The sequence below is a fragment of the Streptomyces sp. NBC_01485 genome, from assembly GCF_036227125.1.
Classification (GTDB): Bacteria; Actinomycetota; Actinomycetes; order Streptomycetales; family Streptomycetaceae; genus Streptomyces.
On record NZ_CP109435.1, the window covers coordinates 1,925,213 to 1,944,478 of the forward strand.

17 protein-coding genes are annotated in these 19,266 nt (G+C 72.5%); 11 read left to right on the plus strand and 6 right to left on the minus strand.

Annotated features, from left to right (window positions below; translation table 11 throughout):
* Positions 1–113: 113 nt before the first annotated feature.
* Entirely contained in the window at positions 114–731 is a 618-nt protein-coding gene (locus tag OG352_RS08910) for a TetR/AcrR family transcriptional regulator (protein WP_329215844.1), read from the minus strand.
* 64 nt (positions 732–795) lie between these two features.
* The gene (locus OG352_RS08915) at positions 796–1,380 is read right to left on the minus strand and encodes a hypothetical protein (protein WP_329215845.1); all 585 of its coding nucleotides are present in this window, start codon (positions 1,378–1,380) and stop codon (positions 796–798) included.
* Positions 1,381–1,554: 174 nt separating this feature from the next.
* Between OG352_RS08915 and hmgA the strand changes: the two genes are divergently transcribed.
* Genes hmgA through OG352_RS08935 form a run of 4 tightly spaced genes read left to right on the plus strand, consistent with a single transcriptional unit; the run spans position 1,555 to position 6,084 of the window.
* Positions 1,555–2,886 carry a homogentisate 1,2-dioxygenase gene (gene hmgA / locus OG352_RS08920; RefSeq protein WP_329215846.1) on the plus strand — a complete coding sequence of 444 codons (1,332 nt, stop codon included), beginning with the start codon at positions 1,555–1,557 and terminating at the stop codon, positions 2,884–2,886.
* 26 nt (positions 2,887–2,912) lie between these two features.
* On the plus strand, positions 2,913–3,662 hold the full coding sequence (locus OG352_RS08925; RefSeq protein ID WP_329215847.1) for a GntR family transcriptional regulator: 750 nt from the start codon (positions 2,913–2,915) through the stop codon (positions 3,660–3,662).
* 25 nt (positions 3,663–3,687) lie between these two features.
* A complete protein-coding gene (locus tag OG352_RS08930) occupies positions 3,688–4,851 on the plus strand; it encodes a type ISP restriction/modification enzyme (RefSeq protein ID WP_329215848.1) in 1,164 nt (387 codons plus the stop codon).
* 9 nt (positions 4,852–4,860) lie between these two features.
* Positions 4,861–6,084 (plus strand): CaiB/BaiF CoA transferase family protein, encoded by a 1,224-nt coding sequence (locus OG352_RS08935; protein WP_329215849.1) that lies wholly within the window; start codon positions 4,861–4,863, stop codon positions 6,082–6,084.
* A gap of 79 nt (positions 6,085–6,163) precedes the next feature.
* On the opposite strand, the gene OG352_RS08940 is transcribed toward OG352_RS08935, so the two are convergent.
* The 3 genes from OG352_RS08940 to OG352_RS08950 form a co-directional block, all read right to left on the minus strand.
* Positions 6,164–6,463 carry a hypothetical protein gene (locus tag OG352_RS08940; protein WP_329215850.1) on the minus strand — a complete coding sequence of 100 codons (300 nt, stop codon included), beginning with the start codon at positions 6,461–6,463 and terminating at the stop codon, positions 6,164–6,166.
* A 126-nt stretch (positions 6,464–6,589) separates the two neighbouring features.
* The gene (locus OG352_RS08945) at positions 6,590–7,408 is read right to left on the minus strand and encodes an anti-sigma factor (RefSeq protein WP_329215851.1); all 819 of its coding nucleotides are present in this window, start codon (positions 7,406–7,408) and stop codon (positions 6,590–6,592) included.
* Complete coding sequence (locus tag OG352_RS08950; RefSeq protein WP_329215852.1) at positions 7,405–7,947, minus strand: sigma-70 family RNA polymerase sigma factor; 543 nt, start codon at positions 7,945–7,947, stop codon at positions 7,405–7,407. Before OG352_RS08950 ends, OG352_RS08945 begins: the two co-directional genes overlap by 4 nt.
* A gap of 210 nt (positions 7,948–8,157) precedes the next feature.
* On the opposite strand from OG352_RS08950, the gene OG352_RS08955 reads away from it, so the two are divergent.
* From OG352_RS08955 to OG352_RS08970, 4 genes are all read left to right on the plus strand, one after another.
* A complete protein-coding gene (locus tag OG352_RS08955) occupies positions 8,158–9,666 on the plus strand; it encodes a DUF4331 domain-containing protein (protein ID WP_329215853.1) in 1,509 nt (502 codons plus the stop codon).
* 147 nt (positions 9,667–9,813) lie between these two features.
* Positions 9,814–11,604 (plus strand): tetratricopeptide repeat protein, encoded by a 1,791-nt coding sequence (locus tag OG352_RS08960; protein ID WP_329215854.1) that lies wholly within the window; start codon positions 9,814–9,816, stop codon positions 11,602–11,604.
* Entirely contained in the window at positions 11,601–13,337 is a 1,737-nt protein-coding gene (locus OG352_RS08965) for a nickel transporter (protein ID WP_329215855.1), read from the plus strand. Before OG352_RS08960 ends, OG352_RS08965 begins: the two co-directional genes overlap by 4 nt.
* A gap of 60 nt (positions 13,338–13,397) precedes the next feature.
* Positions 13,398–15,023 carry a serine/threonine-protein kinase gene (locus OG352_RS08970; protein WP_329215856.1) on the plus strand — a complete coding sequence of 542 codons (1,626 nt, stop codon included), beginning with the start codon at positions 13,398–13,400 and terminating at the stop codon, positions 15,021–15,023.
* Between the two features lie 4 nt (positions 15,024–15,027).
* On the opposite strand, the gene OG352_RS08975 is transcribed toward OG352_RS08970, so the two are convergent.
* On the minus strand, positions 15,028–15,834 hold the full coding sequence (locus tag OG352_RS08975) for an SGNH/GDSL hydrolase family protein (protein ID WP_329215857.1): 807 nt from the start codon (positions 15,832–15,834) through the stop codon (positions 15,028–15,030).
* A 534-nt stretch (positions 15,835–16,368) separates the two neighbouring features.
* Between OG352_RS08975 and OG352_RS08980 the strand changes: the two genes are divergently transcribed.
* Genes OG352_RS08980 through OG352_RS08990 form a run of 3 tightly spaced genes read left to right on the plus strand, consistent with a single transcriptional unit; the run spans position 16,369 to position 18,994 of the window.
* Positions 16,369–17,208, plus strand: a complete 840-nt coding sequence (locus OG352_RS08980; RefSeq protein WP_329215858.1) for a glycosyltransferase family 2 protein — start codon at positions 16,369–16,371, stop codon at positions 17,206–17,208.
* Positions 17,205–18,212: a glycosyltransferase family 2 protein gene (locus tag OG352_RS08985; protein WP_329215859.1), complete on the plus strand. Its 1,008-nt coding sequence runs from the start codon at positions 17,205–17,207 to the stop codon at positions 18,210–18,212. Before OG352_RS08980 ends, OG352_RS08985 begins: the two co-directional genes overlap by 4 nt.
* Positions 18,209–18,994 (plus strand): polysaccharide deacetylase family protein, encoded by a 786-nt coding sequence (locus OG352_RS08990; RefSeq protein WP_329215860.1) that lies wholly within the window; start codon positions 18,209–18,211, stop codon positions 18,992–18,994. Before OG352_RS08985 ends, OG352_RS08990 begins: the two co-directional genes overlap by 4 nt.
* Positions 18,995–19,266 lie beyond the last annotated feature (272 nt).

Consider the following 19,266-nt stretch of genomic DNA (forward strand, 5'->3'; position numbering starts at 1 on the left):
CACGGGCGAGGGCGCGGATGACCGGGGCGTCCACCTCGGTCGCGGGGGCGACCGCTTCCGGAGTGAAGTCCCGTACCGCGGTATGGCGGAGGGGGAGGGGTCGGGCGCGACCGTCAGTCCAGGGTCCGCGCCAGATACGCCCGCAGCAGCTCGCGCGTCTCGTCGATCACCTTCGGGTCGCCCTCCGGATCCACCCGGAACGCCAGTTGGACGAGGGTGTCGGCGGTCTCCACGGCGATCAGGAAGGTGCGGCGCAGGTCGTCGTCGGGCTCGCGGACGAGGTAGTCGGAGAGCAGGTCGGTGAGGCGGTCGGCGACGCGGTGGTTGGGTTCGGCGTGCCGGGCGCCGACCGGGATCTGGTTGCCGAAGTCGACGAGGGAGAAGCCGGGCGCGGTGCGCTTCATGGCCAGGTACTCGTCCAGTACGGCGTCCATGGCGGCCCGCCAGTCGCCCCGGCGCGCCCCCTTCAGGCGCTCGGTGACGTGCTCGGCGTAGTGCTCCAGGTTGCGCTGCGCGAGCGCGTCGGCCATCTGCCGCTTGTTGCCGAAGAAGCGGTAGACGGAGCCGATGGGGACACCGGCGCGCTCGGCGACGGCGCGGGTGCTCAGGGCGTCGTAGCCGACCTCGTCCAGCAGGCCGGCGCAGGCGTCGAGGATCCTGGTCAGCCGTTCGGCACTGCGCCGCTGGACGGGCGCACGACGGAGCGATGTCGCTTGGGGCACGGACTTCATGATGCCTTTCCGCCGCGGCCTGGTGAAGCTCGCCCCCGGGTACGAAGAAAGATGCCTGACGCACTCAAGGGGCCGGTGCTCCGGTCGGGGACCCGATGGGGGACTCGGAGAGGGATTCGGTGGGGGACTCGGAGGGGGACTCGGAGGGGGTCCCCGCCGACTCCGTGACGTCCGCCGTGGCCTGCACCGGCTTGCCGTCCACCGCCCACACCGTCGCGTCGTCCGCGTACAGGCGGGCGGAGACCTCGTGCGTGCCGTGCGGCAGGAAGCCGGCCGGGATGCGGTAGGCCGGGCCGCGCAGGTCGGCGATCGGCCGGTCGTCGACGTAGAGCCGGGCGATGCCGCGCCCGGTGACCGCCTGCTGCGCCGCCCCCGTCGGCGAGAACCGGAAGTTGGCCAGCTTCAGCCGTACGTCCCAGCCGCCGTCGGCGTCCGGCTGGACCTCCACGCCGACCTCGGGCGCCCCCTCCTTCGCGACCTCGCGGTAGTGGCGCCCGTCGTCGTCCGTGTGGTCCAGGACCTTGCCCACGGGCGAGGGCGACGCCACGGTCCGCTGCCCCCGCGCACCACTGGAGCCGCAGCCCGCGGATCCGGTCAGCAGCAGGACACAGACCGCGAGCGCGGCGGGAAGTGCGCGCGTCCACGACATGCTCGGGACACTAAGGCACCGGGCCCGGCCCGTGGATCCCCCTGAGGTCTGGTTCTCACCGCGCCGTGATCGTCCTCTGAGACGAGGACCGGCGGGCCTCTTGCGTCCGGGAAACCGCAATCCTACGGTGATACATAGGAATGGGCAGTGGAACCGGTCGGCAAGGGAGCGACGATGAGCAGCGGGGACGCACGCAAGACGGCCGAGGGGCTGACCTATCTCTCCGGGTTCGGCAACGAGCACGCCTCGGAGGCCGTGCCGGGCGCCCTGCCCGAGGGCCGCAACTCGCCGCAGCGCGCCCCGCTCGGCCTGTACGCGGAGCAGCTCAGCGGCAGCGCGTTCACCGAGCCGCGCGCCCACAACCGCCGCTCGTGGCTGTACCGGATCCGCCCGTCGGCCGCGCACCCGGCGTTCACCCGGATCGGCGACGGCGCGCTGCGCACCGGCCCCTTCACCCAGACGGTCCCCGACCCGAACCGGCTGCGCTGGAACCCGCTGCCCGAGCCGCCCGCCGGCACGGACTTCCTGGCCGGCCTGTGGACCCTGGGCGGCAACGGCGACGCCGCCCAGCGCACCGGCATGGCCGTGCACCTGTACCACGCGAACGCCTCGATGGACCGGGTGTTCAGCGACTCCGACGGCGAGCTGCTGATCGTCCCCGAGCGGGGCGGGCTGCTGCTGCGCACGGAGTTCGGGCTGCTGCACGCCGAGCCCGGCCATGTGGCGCTGATCCCGCGCGGGGTCCGCTTCCGCGTCGAACTCCTGGACGCCGCCGCCCGCGGCTACGTCTGCGAGAACTACGGCGCCCCGTTCCGCCTGCCCGACCTCGGCCCGATCGGCGCCAACGGCCTGGCCGCCGCCCGTGACTTCCGGGCCCCCGTCGCCGCGTACGAGGACGTCGAGGGCCCGGTGCGGGTCGTCAACAAGTTCTGCGGGCACCTCTGGGGCGCGACCTACGGCCACTCGCCGCTCGACGTCGTCGCCTGGCACGGCAACCATGTGCCGTACGTCTACGACCTGCGCCGTTTCAACGTCATCGGGTCGATCTCGCACGACCACCCGGACCCGTCGATCTTCACGGTGCTGACGGCCCCGACCGACACCCCCGGGCTGGCCGGCGTGGACTTCGTGGTCTTCGCCCCGCGCTGGCTGGTCGGCGAGGACACGTTCCGGCCGCCGTACTTCCACCGGAACGTGATGAGCGAGTACATGGGGCTCATCGAGGGGGCGTACGACGCCAAGGCGGAGGGCTTCGTGCCGGGCGGCGGTTCGCTGCACAACATGATGTCGGCACACGGCCCGGACCGGGAGACGTTCGACCGGGCGAGCGCCGCCGAGCTGAAACCGCAGAAGATCGACGACGGTCTGGCCTTCATGTTCGAGACGCGCTGGCCGCTCACGCTCACCCCGTACGCGGCCCGCGCGGACCATCTGCAACACCGCTACGACGACGTCTGGCAGGGCCTCGAACGCCACTTCCGTCCGTCCGGCGGACCATTGCACTGAACGTTGCCGACCGGTACGGATAGCCCGTGACCTCCTTCGCCCCGGACTCGATCGTCCTCACCCGCAAGCTGCCGCTGTGGTACCAGGTGTCGCAGTCGTTGCGCGCCTCGATACTCGGCCGCTCGCCCCGGGACCCGCTCCGGCTGCCCACCGAGGAGCAGTTGGCGGGGCACTACGGGGTGAGCGTGCTGACCATGCGGCAGGCGCTGAAGGAGCTGGAGGACGAGGGGCTGATCACCCGGCACCGGCGGCGCGGCACGTTCATCGAGCCGACGGCCCGGCGCGGCGCCCCGGTCCGGCTGCTCGGCTCGGTCGACGCGATCGTGGCCCAGCAGTCCGGCATGGCGACGGAGCTCCTCGGCCACGGCCGCGCGCCCGTCCCCGCCGAGGTCGCCGAGCACTTCCCGGACCTGGCCGAGGTGGCCACGTACCACCGGCTCAGGAGCGACGAGAAGACGGGCGAGCCCACCAACCACGCCCGCAACTACGTCCGTCCCGAGCTCGCCGCCCGCATCGACCCCGACGACCTGCTCCGCTGGCCCATGACGAAGGTGCTGCGGGACGTCGTGGGCGCGGACATCGGCCGGATCACCGACACGGTCGAGGCGCGGCTCGCGGACCCGGAGACGGCCCGGCTGCTCCGGGTCCCGCTGCTGAGCCCGATCCTGCACTGCACGGGCGTCACCCACGACACGGCCGGGCGGGTCCTGGACGCGGCCGTCATCCACTACCGGGGCGACCGTTTCTCCTTCACGGTCACACTCGACGCGACGTGACCCGGCGCGGGCGGGCCGTCGTACCATGCCACGCGTGACGCACGACGACGCTCCGCCGCTGGCGGACCTGATGCCGTGGTCCGTCGCACCGCCGCGGCTCGGCCGGGGCTGGCCGGCGGCGCCCGACCCCGCTTCCCTGACGGCCCGCTGGGACGCCCTGGTGCGGGCCGAGGGCGACGCCCGCGAGGCCCTGTTCGAGCCGACCCGCGCCCGCACCCTGCACACGGCGGTCGGGCAGCTCCCGGGCCGGACGGGCGGCGGCACCCAGAAACTCGCCCGCGCCTCCGGCCCCTGCCCGGAGCCGGTACGGGTCCTGGCGGCGCCCTTCGACGAGCAGTGGCTCATCCCCGACCACCGCCTGATCGACGCGGCCCGCCCGGAGGTGTGGCGGGTGGCGGACGACACACAGGTGTTCGTGATCGAGACACCCCAGGCGTCGCCGTGGCCGCTCCTCGCGACCTCACTCTTCCCCCTCCTGCGCCCGGGCCGGATCCGCCCGCTGTACCGGCGGCCGGGCGGCCGGGAACCGAACCTGGCGCCGGGCCTGCCGGAGCAGCTCCGCCGGCTCGGCCACTCCCCCGATCCGGTGGACTTCCTGGCGTGGACGCTGACCGCCGTCCGCCCCGATCTCACCGTGCCGCTCACCCGGGACCGCGAGCTCTGGGCGCGCGGTGTCGAGTCGGGCCACCGCGCGCTGCGGCTGCTGCGCCGGGCCGGCGAGCGCCCCAAACTGCCCGGCGGCCGCCGCCCCTACGTCCGCGCCCCGATCCCGGCCCGCCCCCTCACCCTGCACTACGACCGCGCCGAGGAGGCCCTCCACCTGGACGAGGGCCGCGTCTCCCCCGTCCCGCCCGAGGCCTGGGACTTCGGGGCGGACGCGGGCGGCCGGGTCCTGGAGCAGTGGTTCGCGGCGCGGACCGCGTCGGAGGCCGGGCCGGGCACCCTGGCCGCGATCCGCCCGGCGACCTGGCAGCAGGCATGGACCTCCGAACTCCTGGAGCTCATCACGGTGTTGGCGCTGCTGGCGGAAGTCGGCGCGCGGCGGGCCGAGTTGACGGTGCCGGACACGGTCACGGCGGCGGAGCTGCACGCGGCGGGCGTCCTGCCGGTCCCCGACGCGGCCCGCCGCCCGGCGACGGTCCTGGACCACCACGAGGAGGGCCCGGAGGGCCAGTTCGCGCTGATCTAGCATCCCCCCATGGATCCCACGAACCAGCCCCCGCCGCCACTGCCCTCGCCGCTGCCCCTGGAGGGCATCACCGTCGTCGCCGTCGAGCAGGCCGTCGCGGCGCCGTTCGCCACCCGGCAGCTCGCCGACCTCGGCGCCCGGGTGATCAAGGTCGAGCGGGTCGACGGCGGTGACTTCGCGCGCGGCTACGACACCGCCGCCGCGGGCCTCGCCTCGCACTTCGTGTGGTGCAACCGGGGCAAGGAGTCCCTCGCGCTGGACCTCAAGGACCCGCGGGGCCTGGACGTCGTACGGCGGCTGATCGCGGACGCGGACGTGTTCGTGCAGAACCTCGCGCAGGGGGCGGCGGCCCGGCTCGGCCTGGACGCGGCCACCCTGTGCGCGGCGCACCCGCGGCTGATCGCGGTCGACGTCTCCGGGTACGGGGCGGGCGGGCCGTACGCCGACAAGCGGGCCTACGACATGCTCGTGCAGTGCGAGGCGGGGCTGGTGTCGGTGACCGGGACGCCGGAGCAGCCGGTGAAGGCGGGGATCCCGGCGGCGGACATCGCGGCGGCCATGTACGCCTTCTCGGGCGTCCTGGCGGCGCTGGTGCGGCGGGGCACGACCGGGCGGGGCGGCCCGGTGGAGGTGTCGATGCTGGACGCGCTGGCGGAGTGGATGGGGCATCCGCTGCACCACTCCCTGCACGGGGGCACTCCCCCGGCCCGCACCGGTCTCGCGCACGCCGTGATCGCGCCCTACGACGCCTACGCCACCGCCGACGGCGGGCGGGTGCTGCTGTCCGTGCAGAACGACCGGGAGTGGCGGCGGCTGGCCGAACAGGTCGTCGGACGGCCCGAGTTGGGGACGGATCCGGCGTATGCGACGAACGCGGCACGGGTGACGAACCGGGCGCGCACGGACGCCCTGGTGGCGGAGGCGCTGGGTGCGCTGGGCGCCGACGAGGCGCTGGCGCGGCTGGCGGGGGCGGGGATCGCGTGCGCCCGCCTGAGGGATCTGCGCGAGCTGGCGGAGCATCCGCAACTGACGGCCCGTGAGCGGTGGCGGGAGGTGGGGACGCCGGTCGGGCCGCTGCGGGCGCTGCTGCCCCCGATCACGCTGCCGGGCGGGGAGGAGGCACGTATGGGGGACGTGCCCGCGCTCGGGGAGCACACCGAAGCATTGCTGCGTGCCGTGGGGATGACGGACGAGGAGATCGCAGCGCTGCGCCGGGATGGTGTGGCCGCCTGAGCGCGGGATTCAGCGGGACTCGGTACGTGAGGGACTCGGTAGGCGAGGGGGACTCAGTACGTGAGGACGCGTCGGCCGGTCAGTGCTTGTTGCCGCCGAACAGCGAGCGGCGCAGTCGGCGCAGGGGCGCGAAGAGCGAGACACGGCTCACCCGTGCCCGCGTCGTCATCTTGGAGCCGGGGTCGTTGGAGCCGTGGTCGCGCACGGGCTCACGCGCGGTCAGCTCCCGCATCAGCGAGGTCGCCTCGATCGTCTCCCGTTGCGGTATGGCGGGACCCGCCAGTACCGAGAGATGGCGGTCCAGGCGCGAGCTGGTCGCGCTGCTTCCGCAGGTGATCGCAGGGACCCTCGCCCTGCTGTGCACCGTTATCTGTTCCATGTCACTCCCCACCCGTACGAGTCCACCCGGCCCGGGCAGGTTAACCCTATCGCTCCATCGCGGCACCCGTGTATCGAGCTCACAGGATTCACCTTCCCCGTAAGGGGGTTGACGACCCCTCTCCGATCACTCTCCGAATCCAACCGATTTCAGGGTGAGTTGGACAACTGGCTGTGTGGTGGGCTGTGGTGACCCCCCGTCGGGCTCGACGGTCACAGCGAGTGATGTCGCCGCCTTGTCGAGACCGGTGGCGACGAGGGGCGTGTCGTCGTCGAAGAGCCCGAGGGAGCGTGGTTGCGCGCCCGGGCGCATGAGCCACAGCTGATGCGCCTGCCCGGTGGGCAGACCCCCGTACCCGTTCAAGGTGACGATCGCCTGCCCCTCCGAAGCGGAGGCGATCACTCCGATACTGCGGCCCTGGGCGTCCTTGCCGGTGCTCGCCAGCGCGTCCGGAGCCGCCAGAACGTGGGCGATCTCACGCGACTGGGCGCGCTCGGCGTTCAGCTGGTCCTGGGTGCGGTCGGCCTGGACGGCGAAGAGCGAGGCGACGACGAGGGCCGCGGCGGCGGCGGCCGTGGCGAGCGGTCCGAACAGCGGGCGGCGCGCACGGGGCGCACGGGAGCGTCCGGGCGGCGGCTGCGTGCCCCAGACGTGCGGGGGCAGTTGGGGCGCGTGCTCCCGGGCCGGCGCACGCGAGTGCTCCTGCGGGGTTCTCTGGACGGCGGCCAGCACCCGGATGCGCATATCGGCCGGCGGCGGGGCGGCCTGGGACCAGGCGAGCCGGACGGCGTCCTCGGCCAGCGCCCGCACCTCGGCGAAGCAGCGGTCGCAGCCCTTCAGATGCTTCTCGAAACGGAGGCGTTCATCGGGTTCGAGGGCGTCGAGCGCGTAGGGGGCCGCCAGCGAGTGCAGATCCTCGCGGCGGAACAGGCCGAGCACACTCATGCGGCACCTCCCAGGCACTCGCGCAGCCGCGTGAGCCCGTCACGCATCCGTGTCTTCACCGTGCCGAGCGGCAGCGACAGCCGGTCGGCCACTTCACGGTACGTGTAGCCGTCGTAGTAGGCGAGGGTGACGGACTGCCGCTGTAACGCCGTCAGCCGGTCCAGGCAGCGGCGGACCAACTGGCGTTCCAGGCCCGCCTCGACCTCCTCGGCCACCTGGTCGAAGGCGGGGTCGTGGTAGCGCCGGGCCTCGCGCTGCTCGCGGTCGACGGCCGCGCGGGCGCTGCGCACCCGGTCGACGGCGCGGCGGTGGGCGAGGGTGAGGATCCAGGAGAGGGCGCTGCCGCGGCTGGGGTCGAAGCGGCCGGCAGAGCGCCAGGCCTCCAGAAGCACTTCCTGGGCGACCTCCTCGGACTGTGCGGGATCCCTGACGACCCGGCGCACGAGCCCGAACACCGGCCCGGACACCAGCGCGTAGAGCTGTTCGAAGGCGTACTGGTCGCCTCCCGCCACCAGCACCAGAAGCTCGTCCGCCTCCATGCGGTCCCCCTCTCTGCGGCCGCCGCACCCGGACCGCCCCGTCATACCAGGCATACGCAACGAACACACCTCCGTTTTAGGGGTACGGATCGCGGCGCCCAAAACGCGGGTGAGAAGGAAATTAAAAGTTTTTCGGTTTCGACCAATCCGAAACCGCCCTCCGTTCCGTATCAGTGTCCGTCAGGCAAGTTGGCACAGAGGACGGACGGCATGACAGCTATCTCGCGGAGCGGCAACGGACGCAGGAGCGTCGCGACCCTCATATGCGGTGCGTTGGCCGCCGGGGGGCTCGCGGCCGCCGGCGCCGCCACGCTGGCCCCGGGGGCGGCATACGCCTCCAGCCACCGTGAGGCCCCCCTCATCTCGGGGACCCCGCAGTACGACAACACGGACGTGTACGCGTTCGTGAGCCCGGACCACCCGGACACGACGACGATCATCGCGAACTGGATCCCGTTCGAGGAGCCGGCCGGCGGCCCGAACTTCTTCCCGTTCGCCGAGGACGCCCAGTACGACCTGCACATCGACAACAACGGTGACGCGAAGGAGGACCTGACCTTCCGCTACACCTTCAAGACGCATACGAAGAACAAGAAGACGTTCCTCTACAACACCGGCGCCGTCGAGAGCCTGGACGACCCCGACCTGAACATCACGCAGACCTACGACCTCGAGCTGATCAAGTCGAAGAAGGGGAAGGTCGAGCACAAGACGAAGATCGCGGACGACGTGCCGGTGGCGCCGTCGAACGTGGGCAAGGCGTCGATGCCGAACTACTCGAAGCTGCGCGACCAGGCGATCTACAAGCTGCCCAACGGCGCCAAGACCTTCGCGGGCCAGGCCGACGACCCGTTCTTCCTGGACCTGCGCGTCTTCGACCTGCTCTACGGCGGCGACCTCTCCGAGGTCGGCAACGACACGCTCAAGGGCTACAACGTCAACTCGATCGCGCTGCAGGTCCCGAGCGACATGATCTCCGAGGGGAAGCACCAGCCGATCGTCGGCATCTGGTCGACCACCCAGCGCGAGAACGCCGAGGGCTACTACTCGCAGGTCTCGCGTCTCGGTATGCCGCTGGTCAACGAGGTCGTCAACCCGATCAAGGACAAGGACAAGTTCAACGCGTCCGAGCCCAAGGACGACGCCCAGTTCCTGAAGAACGTCACCAACCCGGAGCTGCCGAAGCTCATCGAGGCGATCTACAAGATCAAGGCGCCGGCCGAGCCGCGCAACGACCTCGTCGACGTGTTCCTGAAGGGCGTCAAGGGCCTCAACCAGCCGCCGTACGTGACGCCTTCGGAGGAACTGCGCCTCAACACCTCCATCAAGCCCACCGCCAGCCCCAAGCGGCTCGGTGTCCTCGACGGTGACAACGCGGGCTTCCCGAACGGCCGTCGCCTCACCGACGACGTGATCGACGCCTCGCTGCAGGTCGTCGAAGGCGAGCTGGTCGGTTCCAAGAACGACCTGGGCGACGCGGTCGACAAGAACGACAAGAACTTCGAGAAGTACTTCCCGTACGTCGCCCTGCCGACCGAGGGTTCGCGCGGCGCGACCGCGAAGAGCGGCGCCGACGTCCGCAGCCAGCTCGGTGACGCCCTCACGGGCTCCGACAACAACACCGCGCTGATCGCGTCCTCCGCGGGCGCCGGCGCTGCGGGCATCCTCCTCATCGGAGGCGGCCTGCTGTGGTGGCGCGGGCGGCGGCGCGCCTACTAGGCCCTCCGCCGAGACGGGCCGGGGAGAACCTGCACTCCCCGGCCCACCCCACCGACTGGCGCGGCCCGCGCACTCATCCCCCACGGCGCGGGCCGCGCCACCCCCATGCGAGCACACTGATCCACCCCAGGCGACCTAGGAGAGGGCATGTCCCCGCGGACGAACGACGGCGAACCGGAGCAGCCCGAGCACCCGGCCCCGGCCTCAGACCAATCGGCCCCGGCCCCGGACGCCGGGCGGGACCCCGAGGACGCCTCCGCCGTGGGCGACCCGATCGTGAGCGACGGGGCCGGGGCCGGCAAGGCCGAGGCGAAGCCCGGAGCCACCACCGCCGGAGACACCACCGCGGAGGACGCGACCACCGGGGACGACCTGCCGGAGTCCGCAGCCACCGAAGCCGCTGAAGCGGCGGAGGCCGTGACGGCCACCGGCCCCAGTACGCCGGTTGTCGATGCCCGCGTCGATGCCGGAGCCGACTCCGACCCCGGTGCCGCCGTCGCCGACGGCGCCGATACTGCCGCCGGTATCCATGCCGAGACCTCCGCCGAGACCTCCGCCGGTCCCGACGACCGTGTCGCCGCCGTTCGGCGGGTGGGTGCCGCCGGGCGGCGTTGGCGGGGGGTGCAACTCGGGGCGTGTGCGGCCATGTTGGCTGTCGCGCTCACTGCCGGGGCGATCGCGCTCGGGGCGGCGCGGGACGGGCAGAACGTGCCCGTGGCGACCGCCGCGGCGGTCTCTCCGGGGCTGCTCGCCAGCGGGAACCTCGACTCCAGCATCACCGCGCTCCAGGCCCATCTCCGCGTCCAGCCGAAGGACTTCGGCGGCTGGGCCACCCTCGGACTCGCCTACGTCGAGCAGGCCCGTACCAAGGGCGACCCCTCCCGCTACCCGCAGGCCGAGCAGGCCCTGAAGCGCTCCCTCGCCCTGCGCCCCGACAACGACCAGGCCCTCGCCGGCCGGGCCGCCCTCGCCGCCGCCCGGCACGACTTCGCGAACGCCCTGACCTTCGCCGACCAGGCGCTGAAGCTGAACCCCTACAGCGAGCGCGCCCTGTGCTCCCGTATCGACGCCCTCGTCGAGCTCGGCCGCTACGCCGACGCCGACCAGGCCGTGCGCACCGCCGACGAACGGCGGCCCGGAGTACCGGTGTTCACCCGCTACGCCTACGTCCACGAGCTGCGCGGCGACGTCACCACCGCCCGTCGGGTCCTGGACCGGGCGCTCGCCGCGTCGACCTCCCCAGGCGACATCGCCTACGTCGCCTCCCAGCTCGGCCAACTCGCCTGGAACCAGGGCGACTACCCCAGCGCGCTGACCCACTACGCGCGCGCCCTGGCCGCCGACGAGAACTACCTCCCCGCGCTGGAGGGCCGCGCCCGCGCCCAGGCCGCGATCGGTCAACAGGCCGAGGCCATCAAGGGGTTGGAGCTGATCGTCGCCCGCTATCCGCTGCCCGGCCCGCTGGTCGAGCTCGGCGAGCTGTACGACGCCCGGGGCGCCGAGGGCGACGCGGCGAAGGCCCAGGACCAGTACGTCCTCGTCGACGCGTGGACCGCCATCGCCCGCGCCAACGGCGTCAACGCCGACCTCGACACCGCGCTCGCCGCCGCCGACCACGGCGACAAGGCGACGGCCCTGCGCGCGGCCCGCGACGACTGGTCGCGCCGGCACACCGTGCACACGGCGGACGCGCTCGCCTGGGCCCTGCACGTCAACGGCAAGGACGCCGAGGCGCTCCCCTACGCCCGGCAGGCCACCGCCACCGGCTACCACAACGCGGCCTTCCTCTACCACCGCGGTGTGATCGAGAAGGCCACCGGTCACGCCGCCGACGCCCGTACCCACCTCTCCGCCGCCCTGAAGCTGAACCCCGGCTTCGCCACGCTGGGCGCCCGCGAGGCCCGTACGGCACTCAAGACGCTGGAGGCGAGCAAGTGATTTCCCGTCGTCTGCTCGCCTCCTGCGCGGCCGTGTTCACGGCCGGCTGCGCGCTCGCGCTGGTTCCTTCCGCCAGCGCGAGCGCGCACCCCCTCGGCAACTTCACCGTCAACCGCTACGACGGTCTCGTCGCCGCCCCCGGACAGCTCCGCGTCGACCACGTCGAGGACCTCGCCGAGATCCCGGCGACCCAGGCGAAGCCGGACATCGAACGCCTCGGGATGACCGAGTGGGCCCGGCAGCGGTGCGCGACGGCCGCGAGCGGCAGCAAGGTCACCGTCGACGGCGGCGCCGTCCCGCTCACCGCGGGCACGAGCAAGGCGGTCCTGCGGCCCGGTCAGGCGGGGCTGCACACCCTGCGCGTCGAGTGCCGGCTGACGGCCCCGCTCCCCGACGAGGCCACGATCACCCTCGGCTTCCACAGCGAGGGCGCCTCCAGCGGCCCCGGCTGGCGTGAGATCACCGCCCGCGGCGACCGTATGACGCTGACCGACTCCGACGTGCCGTCGAAGTCGACCTCGGGCGAACTCACCAGCTATCCCAAGGAGTTGCTCTCCTCCCCGGCGGACACCTCGACCGCGTCCGTGAAGGTGCGGCCGGGTGGCGCGGCCCTCGTCGAGGAGGGCCGTAACGCGCCGGCCGCGTCCATCCTGCCGCGCGGCGCCGACCGCTGGACGCAGGCCCTGAACAACCTGGTCGCCCGGCAGCACCTCACCGTCGGCTTCGCCGCGCTGGCGCTGGTGATCGCCATCGTGCTCGGCGCGCTGCACGCCGTCGCCCCGGGCCACGGCAAGACCATCATGGCCGCGACGGCGGCCGCCCGGGGCGGCAAGGCCCGGATGAAGGACGTCCTCCCGCTCGCCGCCTCCGTCACCATCACGCACACCCTGGGCGTCGTCGCCCTCGGCCTCCTCGTCACCGCCGGTTCGGCCGCCGCGCCCTCGGTGATCGCCTGGCTGGGCCTGGCGAGCGGCGCGCTGGTCCTCTTCGCGGGCGCGAGTCTCGCCCGCCGCGCCTGGCGCAACCGTGCCCCCGGCCACGCACCCGGCCACAGCCACGGTCACGACGACGGCCCCGGTCACAGCCATGACCACGGACACGACCATGACCACGGGCACGATCACGGACCTGGCCACGGGCACACCCACAGCCACGAGCCGTCCAAGCCCCCCGCCCGTCAACTCGCCCTCGTCGGAGCCCCCGCCGAACGCACGCACGACGACCACGGACACAGCCACGGGCACGGACACAGCCACGGCCACGAGCACCGTCACGACCACTCCGAGCACACCCACGACGAGCACGAGCACCCGCATCCCCACACCCACGACCACGGCCGTACCCACACGCACACCCACGGCGGCCGCACCCACACCCACGCCATCGCCCCCACCCTCCGCGGCACGATCCTCCTCGGCTTCGCCGGCGGCATGGTGCCCAGTCCGTCCGCCGTGGTCGTGCTGGTCGGCGCGGCGGCGCTCGGGCAGGCCTGGTTCGGGCTGCTGCTCGTCGTCGCGTACGGCGTCGGGCTCGCGCTGACCCTCACCGCCGCCGGGTTCGCCGTCGTCCGGCTGGGCTCGGGCGCGACCCGCCTGCTGGACCGGCAGCCGCGCTGGACCACCCACCCGGTCGTGACGCTCGTCCGCCGCAACATGCCCCTGTGGTCCGCGTTCCTCGTCGTGGCCCTGGGCGCCGGACTGGTGCTCAAGGGGGCCGCATCCGTGCTCGGCTGAGCTACGTTTGTGGAGTTGTGGAGGTTTTCGCCCGGATACGAAGAGCGGAATGGGGTCGCGGTGTCCGAAGAGGGCAGTGAACGTCTGATCGCGGGCCGCTACCGCCTGCTGACCCCGCTCGGCGAGGGCGGCATGGGGACGGTGTGGCGGGCTCTCGACGAGGTGCTGCACCGCGAGGTCGCCGTCAAGGAGGTCCGCGCCCCGCACGGGCTGTCGGCCTCCGACGTCGAGCGGCTGTACGCCCGGCTGGAGCGCGAGGCCTGGGCCGCGGCCCGGGTCGCGAACCGGAACGTCGTCACGGTGTACGACGTGGCCACGCAGGACGGGCGGCCCTGGATCGTCATGGAGATCGTGCGGGGGATCTCCCTCGCCGAGCTGCTGGACTCCGAGGGACCGCTGGAACCGGCGCGGGCCGCGCACATCGGGGCCGAGGTGCTGGCCGCGCTGCGGGCCGCGCACGAGGCCGGGGTGCTGCACCGGGACGTCAAACCGGCGAACGTGCTGCTGTCGAACGACGGCCGGGTGGTGCTCACCGACTTCGGCATCGCGACCGTCGAGGGCACGTCCGCGCTGACCATGACCGGCGAGGTCATCGGCTCCCCCGAGTTCCTCGCGCCGGAACGCGCGCTGGGGCGTACGCCGGGGCCCGAGTCGGACCTGTGGTCGCTGGGCGTGCTGCTGTACGCGGCGGTCGAGGGCAACTCCCCCTTCCGGTACGACACTCCGCTGAGCACCCTGCGCGCGATCGTCGACGAGGAACTGCCGCCGCCGCACCGGGCCGGGCCGCTCGCGCCCGTGATCGAGGGGCTGCTGCGCAAGGACCCGGCCGACCGGCTGCCCGCCGACACGGCCGAGCGTGACCTGCGGATCGTGGCGGCGGGCGGCGACCCGTACGAGGGAACCGCCCCTACGACGCCGCAGTCGCCGTACACGCCCTATCCGCCGACGGCCGTGACCCCCGCCGAGCCGTTCCGTCACGAGCCGTCCTCGCCGACCCCGCCCCAGCCCTGGACGGCGGCCCCGGCGACGGCCTCCTCGGCCGAGCCGCGACGCAACCGGCGCGCCGGGGTGGCCCTGGTCGCCGGTGTGGCGGTGCTCGCGCTGGCGGTCGCCGGGCTGACGTACGGGCTGCTGAACCGGGACAACGGCAGCGGCGGCAAGGCCACCGGTGGGGTCACCAACAGCGGTACGGACCTCGCGAGTTCACCGGCGACGCGGCCGGAGACGAGCAGCGAGGAGTCCAGCGAGTCGCCGAGTCCGAGTCCGAGCGAGAGCGCCTCCTCGGAGGCCCCGCCGCAGACCGTCGAGGTCACCGTCGCCGGCGCGAACACGGACTACTCCGGTTCCTGTCCGCCGTCGGACGCCGACGCGCCCGCCTTCACGGCGACGATCACCGTGGGGCAGTTGCCCGCGACGGTGTCCTACCGCTGGGTGTCGAAGGAGGGCGAGCTGTCCGGGCAGACCTGGAAGACGCTCGACTTCCCGTCGGGCGGCGGCAAGTCCCAGCAGGACAAGGTGATCGTGTCGACGTACGCGGAGAGCGGGACGTACCAGAACGCGATCGGCGTCGAGGTGCGGGAGCCGGTCAAGGCGACGTCCGACAAGGTGCCTTTCTCGGTCACCTGCGAGACGGAGGCCCCGACGGACGGGACCTCCCCCTCCCCCTCCTCCTCGCCGTCCGAGTGACGGCTCAGGCCGCGCTGTTCAGGACCGGCAGGTAGCCGCCCGACTGACCGGCTGCGGTCGGGTGGTAGGACTCGCCGATGTTCAGCAGGTTGAGGCTGTGCAGCCAGGAGCTGCCGGAGCAGATCTCGTGGCCGGTGAACGGGGTGCGGACGTCGCCGAAGACGAAGCCGTGGGCGGCGGCGCGCTTGGCGGTCGCCGCGTCGAGGTAGTCGGCCGCGTTGTTGATGGCGGAGCGCTTGGCCTCCGACAGGCCCAGGCAGACCGTGCGCAGCCGGTAGAAGCGGGGGTAGCCGATGACGACGACGCGGGCGTTCGGCGCCTTGGAGCGGATCGTCGAGTAGACGGTGTCGAGTTTGCCGGGGAGCGTCGAGTCGACGTAGGCCCTGGCGGTGTTGATGCGGTTCAGGCAGGAGCTGTCGGAGCCGGTGACACAGGTCGTCATGACGTCGGCGAAGCCGGCGTCGTTGCCGCCGACGGTGAGGGAGACCAGGCCGGTGGTGGAGTTCAGGCCGCCGAGCTGACCCGCCAGAACATCACCCGTTCGAGCGCCCGAGCAAGCGGCGAAAGTGAACGAGGCGGGGGCGTGGGCGGCGTTCCAGAGGTACGGGTACGCCTTGGTGCTGCGCTTGCAGTCGCCGCTGGAGCTGATGTAGCCGCCCGCGCCGACACCGGACGAGTAGGAGTCGCCGAGCGCCACATAGCCGCCGCCGGCGGCGAGTTGGGACCCTTGCGCCGAAGCCGCCCCGGTGAGGGCGGCGCTGACGGCGAGGAGGACTGAGCTGACGATGACGACAAGTCGGAAACGTCTCATGGAACCTCCTTTAGCAGGATCTCTGCCACAACTTTCGTAGCAATGACCCGCGTTGACGGGAAGTGTCCATGCCAAGTTTTGCCGTTTCCCGGCCCCTGCGGCACCACTCTGGAACACTTGTGCACATACACCGCACGCGTGTCCCCGACGGGACGCACCATTCTGTAACGGTCAAACGAACAAAAAGGTGAGAGGGCCATCAAGGGCTTGCCATCCGGGCTTAATCATCAATACCGTCATACATCTCACTCGCACGGACCGTCAGCAAGCGGCACCAGGGGAGGGCTCAGGGACCGCGGCGGTATCCGGAGCGGGGCGCGGTAGGGGGGTGCCGTGCTCGGTGACCGCATGTTGTGACCGAGTCGTGCCGCGCGGTCGGCTGCCGTCTTTCGCCGGTGGCCGGTCAGTTCTGCCAGCTCACCCGGTATGCGCGGAGAGCGTTCCGCCATGGGTGAGAAACCCCCCTTTCGAACCGGACGTGGATTCCGGGCTGCCCGGGGGTGGGCGGCCCACCGGACGAGAGGGACCAGACTCATGAGTTCTGTTCTGCAACCGGCGACCTCGGGCGAGGATCTCCAGGATCTCCAAGGCCCGTCGACCGCCGGCAAGTACCGGCCCATCTCCTCTCACCTGGCCATCGCGCCACCGGTGAGCGTGGTCATCCCGGCGATGAACGAGGCCGAGAACCTTCCGTACGTCTTCAAGACCCTGCCGGACTGGATCCACGAAGTGGTCCTGGTCGACGGCAACTCCACCGACGACACCGTCCAGGTCGCGCGCGACCTGTGGCCCGGCGTCAAGGTCGTCGCGCAGCGGGGCCGGGGCAAGGGCGACGCCCTGATCACCGGCTTCGAGGCGTGCAGCGGCGACATCATCGTGATGGTCGACGCGGACGGCTCGGCCGACGGCAACGAGATCGTGTCGTACGTCTCCGCCCTCGTCTCGGGCGCGGACTTCGCCAAGGGCTCCCGTTTCGCCAACGGCGGCGGCACCGACGACATGACCTTCATCCGGTGGCTCGGCAACCGGGTCCTGTGCGCCATCGTCAACCGCAAGTTCGGCGCCCGCTACACCGACCTGTGCTACGGCTACAACGCGTTCTGGCGACACTGCCTGGACAAGATCGAACTGGACTGCACCGGCTTCGAGATCGAGACCCTGATCAACATCCGGGTCGTCAAGGCGGGGCTGAAGGTGCAGGAGATACCCAGCCACGAGTACCTGCGCATCCACGGCGTCAGCAACCTGCGCGCCGTCCGCGACGGGCTGCGCGTACTGCGGGTGATCCTCCGGGAGCGGTCCAACCGGCGGGCGCTGCGCCGGCTGGCGCGCCGCTCGCCGATGCTCGACTCGGCCCGGGGAGAGGTGTCTTGAGCACGATCGACGTCTCCGTCGTCATCTGCGTGTACACCGAGGACCGCTGGGAGGACATCCTCGCGGCGGTCGCCTCGGTGCGGGCGCAGACCCACCCGGCCCTGGAGACGCTGGTCGTCGTCGACCACAACGCGACCCTCCTGGACCGGCTGAGAAGCGAGTACAAGGAGATCGGGGAGACCGGCGAGGTGCGGGTGCTGCCCAACGCGGGCCCGCGCGGTCTGTCGGCCGGCCGCAACACCGGCATCGCCGCCTCGTGCGGCGAGGTCGTCGCGTTCCTCGACGACGACGCCGTCGCCGAACGGGACTGGCTGCGCCGGTTCGCCGACCCCTACTCCGATCCCCGGGTGCTCGCCGTGGGCGGCCGGGCGGTGCCCGTCTGGTCGTCCGGCCGGCGGCCCGACTGGTTCCCCGAGGAGTTCGACTGGGTGGTGGGCTGCTCCTACCGGGGTCTGCCGCCCGGCCGGGTCCGGGTGCGCAACATCCTCGGCGGGAACGCCTCCTTCCGGCGCAGCGCGTTCGACTTCGTGGGCGGCTTCGCCACCGGCATCGGACGCGACGGCAGCAAGCGCCCGATGGGCGGCGAGGAGACGGATCTGTGCATCCGGCTCAGCCGCGCGAGACCCGACGCGATCCTGCTGATGGACGACCGTGCGGTGATCCATCACAAGGTGCCCGAGGGGCGCGAGCACTTCGGGTACTTCCGCACGCGCACCTACGCCGAGGGGCTGTCCAAGGCGCTCGTCGCCCGCAGCGTCGGCGCCGACAAGGGGCTGGAGACCGAACGCCGGTACGCCACGCGGGTGTTGCCGGCCGGTGTGCTGCGCGGACTGCGCGACCAACTGCTGGCCCGGCCCGGCGGCGCCCGGCGGGCGGGCGCGATCGTCGCCGGGGTGCTGACGGCGGCCGGCGGGTACGCGGTCGGCAGTCTGCGGGCGCGGCGGGCGGGGACGACGTTCGCCGTGGTGCCGATCTCCCCGGACGACGTGGAGCGTGCCGCATGACGCCGGAGCGCGTACCGATCCTCATGTACCACGCGGTCGCCGCCGCCCCGAGCGACGCCACCCGCGCCCTGTCGGTCACGCCCGAGGCGTTCGCCGGGCACCTGGCGGTGATCGCGGACCGGGGCCTGACCCCGCTCACCACCGCCGACCTGGCGGCCCGCTGGCGCACCGGCCGGCCGCTGCCGGACCGCCCGGTGCTGATCACCTTCGACGACGGCTACGAGGGCGTCCACCGGCACGCCCTCCCCGCCCTGTCGAAACACGGCTTCCCGGCCACCCTGTTCGTCTCCACCGGCTGGATCCGGGGTGCCTACGACACCGGCGGCGGCCTGGACACCATGCTGGACTGGGGTCAGGTACGCCAACTGGCGGACGGGGGCGTCGAGATCGGCGGACACAGCCACACCCACCCGCAGCTCGACCAGCTCGACGACGTCCGGCTGCGCGCCGAGCTGACCCGCTGCCGGGAGATCGTCGCCGACGAACTGGGCGGCCCGCCCGCGTCGTTCGCCTACCCGTACGGCTACTCCAGCCGCCGGGTGCGCGCGGCGGTGCGCGGACACGGCTTCGCGCAGGCGCTCGCCGTGGGCAACTCCCTCGCCCGCCGCGCCCAGGGGCCGTACGCCCTGCGGCGGGTGACGGTACGGCGTACCACGGACGCCGCCGAGTTCGAGCGGCTGCTCGACGGCCGGGCGATCGGCCGTACGTTCGCCCGGGACCGGGCGCTGACGAAGGGGTACGCGGTGGTCCGGCGGGCGCGGCGACTCCAGCGGCCGGTGTGAGAGGGGTGGCCCCGGCGGAGCCCGGTGCTGCTGGCTGATCCGCAGGGGGGTGGGTACGAGTTCCAGAACTGTGACACTCCCGGGGGGATGTGTCACAGTTCGCGGCCGACGGTATCCCGGTCCCCGGCACGGGCTCACCCTGGCCCGGACCGCCCAGGCGGAACGCGCCGCAGAACCGGAGCCCGTCGGGGCCACCACTCACGACCGTCCCGGCCCGTCAGCCGCACCCGGCACACCCGACACACCGAAGACTCCGGGCACACCACGCGTAC

What these genes read in the sequence shown, in the direction of transcription:
- OG352_RS08935 (WP_329215849.1), top strand. Translation starts at nt 4,861, where the DNA reads ATGGATCCCACGAACCAGCCCCCGCCGCCACTGCCCTCGCCGCTGCCC.
- OG352_RS08940 (WP_329215850.1), bottom strand. Translation starts at nt 6,463, where the DNA reads ATGGAACAGATAACGGTGCACAGCAGGGCGAGGGTCCCTGCGATCACC.
- hmgA (WP_329215846.1), top strand. Translation starts at nt 1,555, where the DNA reads ATGAGCAGCGGGGACGCACGCAAGACGGCCGAGGGGCTGACCTATCTC.
- OG352_RS08975 (WP_329215857.1), bottom strand. Translation starts at nt 15,834, where the DNA reads ATGAGACGTTTCCGACTTGTCGTCATCGTCAGCTCAGTCCTCCTCGCC.
- OG352_RS08915 (WP_329215845.1), bottom strand. Translation starts at nt 1,380, where the DNA reads ATGTCGTGGACGCGCGCACTTCCCGCCGCGCTCGCGGTCTGTGTCCTG.
- OG352_RS08960 (WP_329215854.1), top strand. Translation starts at nt 9,814, where the DNA reads ATGTCCCCGCGGACGAACGACGGCGAACCGGAGCAGCCCGAGCACCCG.
- OG352_RS08950 (WP_329215852.1), bottom strand. Translation starts at nt 7,947, where the DNA reads ATGGAGGCGGACGAGCTTCTGGTGCTGGTGGCGGGAGGCGACCAGTAC.
- OG352_RS08955 (WP_329215853.1), top strand. Translation starts at nt 8,158, where the DNA reads ATGACAGCTATCTCGCGGAGCGGCAACGGACGCAGGAGCGTCGCGACC.
- OG352_RS08910 (WP_329215844.1), bottom strand. Translation starts at nt 731, where the DNA reads ATGAAGTCCGTGCCCCAAGCGACATCGCTCCGTCGTGCGCCCGTCCAG.
- OG352_RS08930 (WP_329215848.1), top strand. Translation starts at nt 3,688, where the DNA reads ATGCCACGCGTGACGCACGACGACGCTCCGCCGCTGGCGGACCTGATG.
- OG352_RS08945 (WP_329215851.1), bottom strand. Translation starts at nt 7,408, where the DNA reads ATGAGTGTGCTCGGCCTGTTCCGCCGCGAGGATCTGCACTCGCTGGCG.
- OG352_RS08980 (WP_329215858.1), top strand. Translation starts at nt 16,369, where the DNA reads ATGAGTTCTGTTCTGCAACCGGCGACCTCGGGCGAGGATCTCCAGGAT.
- OG352_RS08990 (WP_329215860.1), top strand. Translation starts at nt 18,209, where the DNA reads ATGACGCCGGAGCGCGTACCGATCCTCATGTACCACGCGGTCGCCGCC.